Source organism: Citrobacter sp. Ce119 (assembly GCF_030334525.1).
GTDB lineage: Bacteria > Pseudomonadota > Gammaproteobacteria > Enterobacterales > Enterobacteriaceae > Citrobacter > Citrobacter europaeus.
Genome location: NZ_JAOWDR010000049.1, coordinates 12719 through 24610, shown reverse-complemented (window position 1 = coordinate 24610; position 11892 = coordinate 12719). Strand labels below are relative to the sequence as shown.

Genomic DNA, 11892 nt, shown 5'->3' with positions numbered 1-11892 from the left:
AAACGTTCTCTGAGGATGGGCGTAAGGCATCAGGGATTTAACAGCTGCCGGGATTTGACTTAAGTATAGAATATGAGTTTTGTCTGCGTTTTTTGGCCGCGCTAGCGTCGGGAGATAAACAGAGCCTTACATCCAGGGCAAAGCATGGCCTGATTGCGCCGGATTTTTGACAGAAGTTGAGCCGATTTTAAGCCACAAACAGGGCAGACGGCAGTGGCGGTAGACGCACTGGTGAAGAGTTTCATTGCGTAATTGATAATAGACATAACCATTAACCTTTCAATGAACGAGCTTCACCGTATCACATGTGGTTAAGTTTTAATCTATTTATTTTGAGGCACTGAAATTCAGGAGAGGTAGATATTCGCAACCACAGGCACCCTGAAGGGAGGTTGAGGCCTTTGCCAGTTTAATTTCTCTTGCAGATTCTCTGGATGGCTAAAATATAATTTGCTTATTATTAATTACCGTGCCTTAATGAATCCCATCAGTTCAATGTACAGACGAACGTTAAACATTTTCCGTGTAGTCCTCATTACCAGGTGTTATCGCTGATATCCCCCCCTTTTGAGTCCATACGTTTAATACTATACGTTTACTATCAATACAATCATGTGTAGCAGGAGTTGGTATGACCATAAGAATTAAAGGTTTGGTAAAATGGTTTAACGAAGACAAAGGGTTTGGCTTCATCTCTCCTCTTGATGGTAGTAAAGACATCTCTGTTCATTTTTCTGCGCTTAACGGCGAAAACTTTAAGACCTTATTTGAAGGACAGAAAGTTGAATTCGCCATTCACAGTGGTGACAAAGGCCCTGCTGCTGCAAACGTAATACTTTGCGATAAATAAATCTTTGTGGATCTGCGATAACGATGAATAATTATTCCTGAGTAGACAGTTCCATAACTTAAATCAGATAAAAGTCGTTTATTCTTAATATCAGGTCAGCATATTTTTTCGCAATTATGAGTGTGCTGACCGATGTGATGAAGTGCAGGACTGCTGCATAAAAGTCTGAAAGCAGAAGCTAACTGCTTGTTAAATAATAAAGTGCGTAAGAGGCGAGGCTGCCTCCGAAAGCATCACGTCTTTGCTTTTACCTTATGGCATCTGACTGTTTACATCCACGAGAGAACAGGGTAGTGGAATATGATAAAAGTCCTTGTTTTCTTTAATGCTGAATCCTGTAAAGTCATGACTGTTCTGGAAGGTATATCCTCTATCAGGCAGGAATATCCGAACGGTGAAGAAACGCATCTTCGGATTATGTCTGCAGGCTTTCCTTCCTTAACTGGCGTTCATGGTATTGTTTACGTAGCTTCTGACAGGGAGTTAACGTCACAGGAGATACTTGATGCTGCAAGGAAATATTTATAGCTTTTTTTTATGCTCTCTGCTTCACGTTTGATTGCATTCTTACCATATTTATCAGAAGCGAACAAAAAATGAGTTAAAAATATTTACGGCCTGCTAACAGCAGGCTTTTTTTCATATTCAACATTTTAATACCTACACTGACATGAGAGAAATATTCTTTGTTATCTGATTAAATGCCGATATCTCTCCCACCCTCTTCATGCTATCTTGCCTTTTATGATGAATCCTTCTGAGCGGCAGGGCTAATTAACCTGATGACTTCTATGCTGGAATGTTCATCATGCACGACTGAAGCAGCGAGTCATGGGAGGTTACCCAAAGACTTACCGGGAGGCACCCGGCATCATATATAAGCCCCTGCATATTGCTGCAGGGGATTTCATGCTTCTGATCACTAAAAGTGATTATCGAACAATTGTTATTTATTTCCGCTTTTAGCACATAGCAATCCTAAAAACAGTAGCCACCGTCATGGGGTCTCGGGGGGCGGAGGTTCAAACCCTCTCGTGCCGACCAAAACTCCTTTAAGAACCAGACTTTACGGCTGGTTTTTTTATGCCTGTTTTCTGTACGGGGAAACTCAGGGGATTATTGGGGTGAAACTATCGACAGATTACCAGCCAACTACGTTCTATCGGGTTGTAATATCCTCTTGAATAGCAAGCACGATAATTGCCAGGAACCTTTTCCCTATACAGTTGTCTGACAATTGAATTCATCTGACATTAAGAAGCTCTATGATTACTAGTCTCTTATTGGTATTTGCCGCGATTACCACTCTGTGCATCATGTTGTTCGCTGCGGTAAAAGTAGGGATTGGTTTGTCTAACAATCCAGACAGAAATGATAATTAGCCTCAACCACGTAACCCCACTTCATACTTCACTTAGCAATAATGTGCTCACATGGCCGGGCAATCATCAAACTCTGCATTCCTAGCATCATTGATGATGTAAGTAATCACCCAGAATATAGCGGGTGCAGAACCGTATCCGTCATCATCTACTGGCAGCGCCTCCTTTCGCCCGCTCTCCAGATTAATCAGGTTGGGTTGAGGGTGAGTCCGATATCGCTTCCCCGTCGATTGCACATATCAGCAGTGAGTCATCGCAGGCAGTAAGTGATGCCTCTACCACAAGCAGCGCCCCTGGAGTATCCCTTCCCTGAAATGTGAACGTGATACCCGCATGAAGTAAGTCGTTGCTGGTTGATAAGCTGCTGATCGAGTGAGATCCTCGTTTCAACGTAATCACTGGCAGTTGAAGGGAACCCCATAGCTAAAATCCTCCGTTTGGGGTGAACAGTAGTAATCTGGTAATCATTCAATACCCGCACTATCGAACGTTCGCCAGTTCGCCGTCGCCCGTTCTTGCATACGACGAGGCGGTGGTGTCTTCTCAACACCGCGCAGGAAATTTTTTGTATAGCGTCGCCCTCCCTACATCGTAAATTATAGCCACACGTTTTCTTGACTCACCTGCAGCTATCAACCTTCCAGCCTGAGCCCACTCTTCTGCGGTTAACTTTAGTCGTCTTGCACAAAAGACGGCGATATATCAGCCAGCGAGGAAACAGAACTGGCAGCGTTGCGAAGCTATCGTACTGAGTTACGCCGCCTCGATTTGTCTTCCGCCCCTGATATTAACTGGCCTGAATATTCGGGGAAGTAGGCCATTCAGGATTTGAGGTATCTACCCGGTTAAGCAAGACACGGTATTTCTTCCACTCCAGTAAAAGTGCGGTTTCAACCTTCGTTGCCATGTCGAGATCAACAGCATCCTGTAAGGGAGCTATAGCGGATGTTGCAACCGCCAGAAGATTTATTTTTTCCTGTTCCGCCAACATCAGAAGATGTTCATTTTCCGCATCGGTATCGTGGACCCACTGTGCTCCGTTCCACTTAACAAAATGGCCTTCCGGCGCAACGGAAACAACATCGTCAGGTAACTTACCTAACTGGTCAATTGTGGTAGCTTTCCCGGTTTGAATGTCGTAGACAATTTTCCCTCGATGGTCCTCAACCAGTGACCATTTTTCTGACTTAAGATTAAATACAGCGACAAAACCGGCCTTCGCTGGCGGCGGAGAAATATTGGTACTGTAAGCAGGTAATCCGGTATTAGCAGGGATAAACCCTTCACATTTCCCAATATATTCATTTGTATCTGCACGAAGGTTGTAGAGAGTAATAGTTCGGTTTTCTCCTGTCATTTCAAAAGTCATCAGGCAAGCCTCACAATATAATTAAACGCAATATTTTTGACAGTGTTTTCCGCGTTACCAGTAGCGTTAACAGTGACGGAGTGTCCGTGTGAACCAATAGCAATGGAGTGTGCATGAGCGCCAATTGCAACAGAGTGCGCATGGTTACCCGTAGTGTTTGTGACGCCAGACCAGGTTCTGGAAGCGTTAAAGTTTACAGGAACACCATAAGTAAAATTAGAACCTGTAAAACTTTTAGCCGCTGCAGAGCCACCAAGTGTAAATGCTCCACTTGCTGTATAGAAGCTACTATTATCACTTCTGAAGTAACCGAGAGTACCAGTAATTTCCATAGTACCTCTGTTGTGGTTATGGTCACCGGTAGTGTTTGAAGTCTTAGTGCCGTAATCAAACGATGATGTGGTTTTAGTTCCCAAATCCGTACTGGATGCGCTGGCTCCGTGGGTATGCGATATAACACCATCCTGTTCATACGAAAGTGCCGCACGACCGTTCGGTTTACCCTTAATCGTCTGGCCTCGCATATCCGGGATAACACCCGATGGATACGCAATCGCAAGCAATGGATAGGCTGCTTTATCGAAAGGTTGCCCCTGCATTAAAGCATACCCTTGAGGAGTTGTATCAGACGGCCAGGGAATAGGTGCTCCGACCGGAAAAGAATCATCAGGCATCCAGGGAGTCCATGCCTGCGTTGAATGCTTGCTACGTGTATAACTGCGGGATGAATTGTACACGCGGTAAATCTGTGTCACTCCGGCGCTTCTCAGTACCATCAGAGAACCTGCATTATTCTCCGGGTAATTTAGTGCCGTACTGGTATTAACATTCATATCCTGAGCATACAGCCCCGGCGTCTGGAAATTGTCCAGATTTTGGTCTGCACCAATCATCAAGACTTGCCCGTTAAAAATATCCTGTGAGGTGATGTAAATATCATCTGTAAGCGCTTTTTCGTTTACTCTGCGCGTTGAAGGCACCGCGCCAGCTGCTAAATTTATCGTTTCTACCAAACCAAGGTATGTGAGAATTTCATTTATTGAGTTTTTAGCAATCAACCCACGCCCGGTCGTCGTCAGATCCGTCAACATCAACGTATTTTTACTGCTAAAAAATGGCAATTTACTTCCGGAGGTAGACAGCCCGGACAGCGACGTCAGTATTTCATTTAGCGGCTGTTTATCCGCTAACGCATTGAGCATCGTGGTTGCAAAGTTAGGATCATTTCCTAATGCCTGCGCTAACTCAGCCAGCGTATCCAGAGCTTCAGGGGATGAGCCAACTAATGCAGCAACCGCAGCCTGAACGTACTCGGTATTCGCAATCTGTTTATTACTGACACTTAATGGCGGCGTGGGGGCAGTTGGAGTCCCTGTCAGATCCGGACTGTCCAGTGGGGCCTTCTGGTTTGCCAGGTCTTTGACTTTTTTAACGGCTTTCGGTGTCGCTGCATAGGCTTCACTGTCGCTGTCGTCATCGCTGCTTAACTGCACAAGCCCTTTCTGCGTGGTGCTGGCGTCTCCTGGCTTCAGACTTTCAGCAATATCCCTCGCTTCATCACGGTATCCCTGTGAGGCTACTGCCGCGCTTTCAGCGCCAGCCATTGCGGCTTCGGCGCGCTGAGTATCATCAGCTACAGCGGCTTTCAGTTGCTCCGAAACCTTGCCTGCGGCTTTCTCCGCAGCGTCTGTCGCCGCTGTTTCAGCGGCCTCCACTGCCTCGTTCCGGGAAGTCAGCGCCTCATCTCTGGCCTGTTCTGCACGGGTGACACTCTCAGCGGCTGCATTTTTCTGTTTCTCAGCCTTTTCGGCTGACTGCAGGGCTGATGCATTACTGGAAGATGCCGATTCTGCACTGGCTGATGCCGCAGCCTCTGATTTAGCAGCCTTTTCGCTGTACTCCCTGGCATGCTGTTCACTTAGCACTGCAGCTGCCGCGCTGTTATCACCCTGTTCTGCCGCCTGCGTGGCCGTGAGGGCGCTTTCACGCGCAGAGGTTTCCGATGCGGCTGCATTACCGGCATGTTCACCCGCTGTTTGTGCTGCTGCAGCAGCACTTCCGGCACTTCCTGCGGCTGACTGTGCCGAAACTCCCGCTTCCTCCTGCGCTTTCTGTGCCGTATCAGCGGCTGTTTCTGCCTGTCCGGCCTGCTCCGTCGCTGTCTGTGCTGACTTTGCCGCACTGTCAGCATCCGCAGCACTGGCCAGAACATCCTGCGCTGTCTGTCGGGCATTATCGGCAGCAGACCTGGCTGACGCATCAGCAGCATCTGCAGAGAGTGCCGCCTGGCGCTGTGACTTTACCGCGGCCGTTGCAGACAATGCCGCTGAACCCTTACTTTGTTTCGCTGACTGTGCTGCGTTTTCCGCACGCTCCCGATCCTTTTCTGCCTCCTGGCACAGCGCTGCAGTGCGGTTGACCATTTCCTCAAAACGTTTCATCACCTCCGGACGAAGGTCCGCGTCCTTTGGCGCATCGAGAAACGCATTCAGGGTATCCGGCGCATCGGTCGGGGCCACGTAAATGTCGCCAGCCACAGAGGGCGGAAACCCTTCCCGCATCAGTGACACACTGTAATAACCCGGTTCAGCCTCAATGCTGTAGTGGCCGTTCGCGTCCGTAACAGTGGATGAAATCACCTCCACAACAACGGTCGGGCTGGTTTTCTTCGCATTCAGCTGAATAGTGCAACCCTGTACCGGCTTCCCCGCCCCGTCTTTTAATACGCCAGAAATTTGTACTGACATATGTCATTACCTCTTGTTTTCAGCAATAAAAAAGCGTCCATTCAGGCGCTCGTTTCTGGATTCAGGTATCAGTAAATGCTGATCCCCGTGCTGTTCTTCTTCACCACCATGACCAGCAGGTTGCTGATATCAGCCCAGGCCCCGCCGCCATACCCCCTGGATGAAACCGTGAAGCTCAGCGTCACATTTCCACCTCCGGCTGGCATATCAAGAACCCTGCTGAATGATCTCGCTGTAATCGCGGGTTCTGCGTTGTATATCTCTCTGCCGTTGTGCTTCACCAAAAGCCCACAGTCTGTCCATATCTCGTTGCTTGTCTCTGATTTTGCCTTTCCTCCTGCAAAGGTGATGGGGGGAATGATTATCTGCCTGTCAAAATGGTGGTCATCCTGTATCTGAACCGTGAGGGTCCCATTCGGGTAATTAGCGCTTCCGGGGAAAGCCCGCCCCACGGCTTTAACGATATCGCCGACAATATTCTCTGCCCGCATTGTCCCGTTAATGGTGCAGTTTTCCGCTATCGTCACATTATTGAGTGTGCCGGAATTCGCGCTGATATTACCGCTGATATCCGCATTACGGGCAGTCAGCCTGCCGTCAGGCGTCAGCATAAAGGTCGGCGGGTTCCCGCCACTGGTGATGCTCGGGGCCGTCAGATATTTGAGGAACACCTCGTTCATAAATATCTGGTTGCCCTGCGCCACAAACATCGGAGTTTCATTGCCGTTCGCCGGGTTGATAAACGCGATACGGTCAGCCGCCACCAGGAACTGGCTCAGTTTACCTTCTTCCGTATCCTCCATGCTCAGGCCCAGACCAGCCACATAGTGCTTCCCGTCTTCGGTCTGTTCTATCTTCACGCCCCACATGGCATTCCACTTGCCGTTCGCGTCCTGCCACTCTTCCGAAAACTGATCCAGCCGGCTGGCGTTGTCTTCTGTCAGTTCCACCTTCTCCAGCAGTTCTTTGCCGAGGTGGCTTTCGGTGATTTCCCCTTTGAAGAAGTCCAGATAGCCCGCCGCATCGTTGCTGGCCTGGCCTTTAGCCTCCACGAACACCGATTTCCCGACTTGGTTCACGGCACGGATATAGAAGTAATAGTCTTTACCTGGTTTGATACTCGCGTTTGCCGCAATCCAGTACAGCGCCGTGCCAAGATAACGCGCATCGCTTTCCACCTGGCGGATATCGGGTATCTGCGTATCCGTAAACCAGAATTCATACTGCACCGTGGGGTCATATACCGCCTGACGCGGAGTGGCGGTTATCTGGAAATAGCCGGGAGTCAGCTCAACATAAGACGGTACAGCCGGCGCGGCGATACTGAAATCTGTGCTGGCAGGCTCACCCTGCTGGCCCTGGCTGTTCACCGCCCGCACCGTCAGGGTGTAGCGCCCCGGCGTCAGGTTGCGGAAGGAGTGCTCCGTTTCGGTCAGGGTCAGGCTGCTGGCCAGGCGGTCGCTGTTATCTTCCGCTTTCACCGTCAGGCGCAGGAAGAAGTTAACGCCTTTCACCACGCGCGGCGTGTCCCAGCGCGCCCGCGCCTGATACTGCCCGTCCTCTGCCAGAATCTCCGTGGTGAGATGCTGCACAGCGGGTGGTGTGTTCGTGATACCTGTGCCGGGCAACGGGTCAAACTTCGCACCGTTGTCCACGATGCTCTCTTTCTCCGGAACATGCTGCACGGCGGTGATGGCATACGTCCCGTCATCATTCTCCCGTATGGCCACGCAGCGAAACAGGCGCTGGCGCAGGTCCGGCAGTTTCAGCCCCCACACGCTGTACGCCGCCACGCCATCGGATAACTGGCTGACGGTCACGCGGTCCGGGGCCGGATGTGCAGTGACCGCGACGGTAACAGGCTGGCCATCGCTGCCCACCAGGTTCAGCACCACATTGCCGCCTGGCGGTATTTCCACCTCGCGGTCCAGGGTGAGCGTACGGGACAGGCTGTCGACCGACAGAACGCGTCCGCCCACGGTCACGCCGGCATAATCACTGTCGCAGACCTCAATGATATCGCCGGGAACATGTCGCAGTCCTTCGGCCCCCACGGAAAAATCCACCGTCTGCGTTTCCAGCAATTCGGTGGTGATGGCCCACAGTCCGGCGCGGTGCGCCTGCCCCCGGCTGGTACAGGCGAACGCGTCCATCTTCAGGACGTTGCGACCGTAGCGCCGGATGGCAGCGTCGTTTTCCACCAGTTCGGTGGACGTTTCCCAGCCGTTGTTCGGGTCGGTGTAACGGACCTCGGCGGCATTATGGCGCTCTTTCAGGGCGCTGAAGCTGTAGATGAACGGCGCACCGTCAGCGGGCATCACCACATTACTCTGCGTATAGGTCCAGACTTTATCGGCGGGCCGGTCCTGTACAAAGGTCAGGGTATTGCCGTTCCAGACCGGCATGCAGCGCATCAGGGAACAGAAGTCCCCCAGCACGTCCCACGCTTTACGCTGGTCCGTCAGATACGCATTGCAGGTGATACGCGGCTCTGTCCCGCCAAAACCGTCTGGAACAAGCCGATCGCAGTACTGTGCAATGGCATACAGCGCCCACTTGTCCACATCGGCAACACCGATGCGGCTTCCCATGCCATAGCGCGGGTGGGTCAGCATATCCAGCACACACCAGGCCGGATTATCTGTCCAGGCGGGTTTAAACGTCCCGTCCCACAGCCCGGAATACGTCCGTTTTACCGGATCATAATTCGACGGCACCTGTACGATACGCCCGCGCAGGAGATAGTTTCGCGTGACCTGTTGGCTGCCAAACTGCTCCGCGTCCACTTTTACCCCGATAACGGCGGTATTCGGATAGAGTTGTTTTACATCAATGATTTCGGTATAGCCCGACCACACCGTTTTGTTCTGCAGCAGGTCTGTCGTACTGTCATCAGTGATACGTTGCATGCGGACTTCAAACGGCCGGGGCGGCAAATCATCGATCACCACAGATGCCAGAAACTGCGTGGTTGTTTTACCTGTAATGGTGATATCCCGTTCCGTTCGCCACAGCCCGTCCCGGCGAAACTGGATCAGCATCTGTACGCTGGTCGGGTTGCGGTCGCCTTTGGTACTGGTACTGACCAGAGACTGCACACCAAAGGTAAAACGCAGACGGTCCACCGTTTTAGCGGTAATGGTGCGGGTCACCGGCTCTGACTTCTTCACCTCCACACCCAGCAGGGTTTCAGCACCGGAGTCTTCGAACCCCTCCATCGCGGTCTGCTCATCCTCCCCCACGCGGTAAACCACGGTGACACCGTGAACCATCGCATTACCGTCGCTGTCGAGGACCGGCGTTTTGTTAATTCTGACACTTTTCAGCCCGTCCACCGGACCTTCAATCGGCCCCTCGCAGATGGCATCAACAACGGTCAGCATCTGGCTGGATTTCAGGTCGTCAGGAGCCTCATGCGGCGTTTTACTGCTGCCACCACCCTTACCCATAATCTGTTCCCTCTGAAACGACAAAACCGCCCGAAGGCGGTTCTGTTTTAATATAAATATGCTGCAGTAAATCAGCGACCGATGATCACCACCTGCCCGCCGCCGCCCTCATCCCGTGTGCTTATTTCCTGGGAGATCGTGCGGGAGCCGACCAGCATTTCACCGTACAACACCGGCAGGGCATTCCCCTGCGCCACCATGTTGTCCAGTGACGAAAAATAAGTGTTCTGTTTGCCGTTATCGGTCTGCCGGGACGAGGGGATTTTTGCCTGCGGCGTCAGCATCTGCGCCACACCACCCAGCATCATGGCCGCCCCCATAGAAAACAGAACCGAGGATGCCGAAATAGCACCGGCAGATAACGCTGCTCCCCAGGCGGCCAGTGAAGCCCCTGCTGTAAAAAAGGACGCGGCTATTGCTACTGCTCCCAGCACCACCTGGAACAGACCACCGGATTTAGCCCCAGCCATGCGTGGGACAATATGAATAATGGCACCGTCCGGCAGCGGCTCGTGCAGACGGGCTGACAGGCTGGTTTCATTCACATCCAGGCCCGCAATGCGTATCTGATACCAGCCATCATTCATTTTCTGCCGGAAGCCCGGAACCTGCATGGCCAGCGCGTAAATGGCCTCGGCCCCCGTTTTTATACTGAGGCTGAAGCGGCGGCCAAATCGTTGTAAATCCCCGTGAAGGCAGACTCGTGCCATGCCCGGTGTCGCCATATCGAGTGTGTGCGGCGTTGCCATTTGTCGGTATACCTCTCGCGTTTACTGAGCTGGTCAGGAATATGGTGCAACAGTTCGCCGTCGCCGCAGTAAATCGCAGCATGGTTGGCAACCGATGAACCAAAACAACAAATCAGAATGTCTCCGGGCTGGGCCTCTGTGGCATTCACCCGGTAAAAACCGGTCGCCTCCAGATTATCCAGATACAGATTATCCCCCTGCTTCCACCAGTCCTCCTTCCGCGCAAAATCCGGCATCTCAATACCGGCCAGATGGTACGCATCGCGGAACAGGGTGTAACAGTCCGTCACGCCATGCTCAAATGCCCGCCCGGTGAGGAACGGCATGCAACGAAATTTGTATATCCGGTCATCGCAGACCAGCCACCACGGCAGGTCACTCTGAACCTGCAGGCGGCGATCAACATCGCTGAGAAACGGCAGTCCATCGGGATGGCTGTGGACCAGGGCCACCACATCGCCTGCCGCCTGCACCTGAAGGTAATCTGCCGGATCCATGCGGAAATACATTGTCGGTTCAGCGGAAAGATTCTGGCAGGGAAAATACCGCTCCCCGGCAGACGTGTTCACCACATAGCCGCACGATTCAGCCGGCGCGCATGCTGCAGCATGCGCCAGGAGTGTTTTTTTCATGGGTGTATCCATCAGGAAAGACGGTTAATGGAGAGGAAACAGCCGATGCGCGGCAGGTTATTACGCAGCTCGCAGCCGGTACGGCATTTGCTGCAGGCATCTTTTGCAGGGTCTGTCGTGGGTTTATCAAACTCGTCCGCCACAGGTGGCCCGACATAGCCACACTCCTGCGAACGGTAGGTCCAGTTGCAGACATCAGCCAGCATGATCCGCGACGGATACACGCTACCGTCCGTTTCGGTCGGTGTGGCCAGCACGAAGGTCGCCGTGGTGGCTTTCAGCTCCGACAGTTGTTCAATCACCCAGCGGCTGACCACTTCCTGTTCCGGATCAGCCTCCGGATTGCCGCCTGTAAAGTTCACCGCATCGAGAAAACGGGCGTATACCACGCGCCTTACCACCGTGGCCCCGACGAGGCTCTGCACATCCTCCGCGAGTCCCGTGACCATGCCAAACAGGTTCGACACCGCCAGCGTCGGTCGGGAAGACGTCCCTTTCCCTACCAGATCAAATCCGGTTCCCTGTATCGGGTAAACGTCATACTTCCTGCCCTGCCAGGTGACCGGCTCTCCCTTCTCGTTTAGTTCATTTGAAAAGTAGTAACGCTGGCCACCAAAGGCCGTCAGGTCGATTACCCACAAGTCAATGCGGGCAGACTGCTCGGTTTTCGTGGTTTCGTTGAGGGTGTTCTGAGGAATATCCTGCATAAGGATC

General features: G+C 52.0%; 10 protein-coding genes and 3 pseudogenes. 4 read left to right on the top strand and 9 right to left on the bottom strand.

Features of this window, described 5'->3' with window-relative positions; genetic code table 11:
- Window positions 1-101 precede the first annotated feature (101 nt).
- On the bottom strand, window positions 102-266 hold the full coding sequence (locus OGV80_RS12365; protein WP_216350678.1) for a YnfU family zinc-binding protein: 165 nt from the start codon (window positions 264-266) through the stop codon (window positions 102-104).
- A 365-nt stretch (window positions 267-631) separates the two neighbouring features.
- Between OGV80_RS12365 and OGV80_RS12360 the strand changes: the two genes are divergently transcribed.
- The 3 genes from OGV80_RS12360 to OGV80_RS24410 all read left to right on the top strand — a co-directional run bounded on the left by OGV80_RS12360 (window position 632) and on the right by OGV80_RS24410 (window position 2232).
- The gene (locus OGV80_RS12360; protein WP_286515032.1) at window positions 632-850 is read left to right on the top strand and encodes a cold shock domain-containing protein; all 219 of its coding nucleotides are present in this window, start codon (window positions 632-634) and stop codon (window positions 848-850) included.
- Window positions 851-1150: 300 nt separating this feature from the next.
- The gene (locus OGV80_RS12355; protein ID WP_080625050.1) at window positions 1151-1378 is read left to right on the top strand and encodes a hypothetical protein; all 228 of its coding nucleotides are present in this window, start codon (window positions 1151-1153) and stop codon (window positions 1376-1378) included.
- Window positions 1379-2115: 737 nt separating this feature from the next.
- The gene (locus OGV80_RS24410) at window positions 2116-2232 is read left to right on the top strand and encodes a YnaM/YnfT family protein (RefSeq protein WP_352477250.1); all 117 of its coding nucleotides are present in this window, start codon (window positions 2116-2118) and stop codon (window positions 2230-2232) included.
- Between the two features lie 47 nt (window positions 2233-2279).
- Here the strand turns inward: OGV80_RS24410 and OGV80_RS12350 are convergent.
- Window positions 2280-2653, bottom strand: a pseudogene (locus OGV80_RS12350) (HumD family translesion DNA polymerase).
- A gap of 122 nt (window positions 2654-2775) precedes the next feature.
- Window positions 2776-2913 (bottom strand): annotated as a pseudogene (locus OGV80_RS12345) (helix-turn-helix domain-containing protein); the annotation flags it as partial.
- Between the two features lie 9 nt (window positions 2914-2922).
- On the opposite strand from OGV80_RS12345, the pseudogene OGV80_RS12340 reads away from it, so the two are divergent.
- Window positions 2923-3048, top strand: a pseudogene (locus tag OGV80_RS12340) (tail fiber assembly protein); the annotation flags it as partial.
- On the opposite strand, the gene OGV80_RS12335 reads toward OGV80_RS12340, so the two are convergent.
- The 6 genes from OGV80_RS12335 to OGV80_RS12310 form a co-directional block, all read right to left on the bottom strand.
- The gene (locus tag OGV80_RS12335) at window positions 3020-3601 is read right to left on the bottom strand and encodes a tail fiber assembly protein (protein WP_286502753.1); all 582 of its coding nucleotides are present in this window, start codon (window positions 3599-3601) and stop codon (window positions 3020-3022) included. The pseudogene OGV80_RS12340 and the gene OGV80_RS12335 overlap by 29 nt on opposite strands.
- Window positions 3601-6348 carry a prophage tail fiber N-terminal domain-containing protein gene (locus tag OGV80_RS12330; protein ID WP_286515030.1) on the bottom strand — a complete coding sequence of 916 codons (2748 nt, stop codon included), beginning with the start codon at window positions 6346-6348 and terminating at the stop codon, window positions 3601-3603. The genes OGV80_RS12335 and OGV80_RS12330 overlap by 1 nt, the downstream gene beginning before the upstream one ends.
- Before the next feature lie 68 nt (window positions 6349-6416).
- Window positions 6417-9797 (bottom strand): phage attachment tail tip protein J, encoded by a 3381-nt coding sequence (gene gpJ / locus OGV80_RS12325; protein WP_286515028.1) that lies wholly within the window; start codon window positions 9795-9797, stop codon window positions 6417-6419.
- Between the two features lie 71 nt (window positions 9798-9868).
- Complete coding sequence (locus tag OGV80_RS12320) at window positions 9869-10546, bottom strand: tail assembly protein (RefSeq protein WP_286515026.1); 678 nt, start codon at window positions 10544-10546, stop codon at window positions 9869-9871.
- Entirely contained in the window at window positions 10444-11178 is a 735-nt protein-coding gene (locus OGV80_RS12315; protein ID WP_286515024.1) for a C40 family peptidase, read from the bottom strand. The genes OGV80_RS12320 and OGV80_RS12315 overlap by 103 nt, the downstream gene beginning before the upstream one ends.
- A gap of 11 nt (window positions 11179-11189) precedes the next feature.
- On the bottom strand, window positions 11190-11885 hold the full coding sequence (locus OGV80_RS12310; RefSeq protein ID WP_016152743.1) for a phage minor tail protein L: 696 nt from the start codon (window positions 11883-11885) through the stop codon (window positions 11190-11192).
- Window positions 11886-11892 lie beyond the last annotated feature (7 nt).

Excerpts from the sequence above, each read along its gene's own strand:
- OGV80_RS12365 (WP_216350678.1), bottom strand. The coding sequence starts at position 266 with ATGTCTATTATCAATTACGCAATGAAACTCTTCACCAGTGCGTCTACC.
- OGV80_RS12360 (WP_286515032.1), top strand. The coding sequence starts at position 632 with ATGACCATAAGAATTAAAGGTTTGGTAAAATGGTTTAACGAAGACAAA.
- OGV80_RS12355 (WP_080625050.1), top strand. The coding sequence starts at position 1,151 with ATGATAAAAGTCCTTGTTTTCTTTAATGCTGAATCCTGTAAAGTCATG.
- OGV80_RS24410 (WP_352477250.1), top strand. The coding sequence starts at position 2,116 with ATGATTACTAGTCTCTTATTGGTATTTGCCGCGATTACCACTCTGTGC.
- OGV80_RS12335 (WP_286502753.1), bottom strand. The coding sequence starts at position 3,601 with ATGACTTTTGAAATGACAGGAGAAAACCGAACTATTACTCTCTACAAC.
- OGV80_RS12330 (WP_286515030.1), bottom strand. The coding sequence starts at position 6,348 with ATGTCAGTACAAATTTCTGGCGTATTAAAAGACGGGGCGGGGAAGCCG.
- gpJ (WP_286515028.1), bottom strand. The coding sequence starts at position 9,797 with ATGGGTAAGGGTGGTGGCAGCAGTAAAACGCCGCATGAGGCTCCTGAC.
- OGV80_RS12320 (WP_286515026.1), bottom strand. The coding sequence starts at position 10,546 with ATGGCAACGCCGCACACACTCGATATGGCGACACCGGGCATGGCACGA.
- OGV80_RS12315 (WP_286515024.1), bottom strand. The coding sequence starts at position 11,178 with ATGAAAAAAACACTCCTGGCGCATGCTGCAGCATGCGCGCCGGCTGAA.
- OGV80_RS12310 (WP_016152743.1), bottom strand. The coding sequence starts at position 11,885 with ATGCAGGATATTCCTCAGAACACCCTCAACGAAACCACGAAAACCGAG.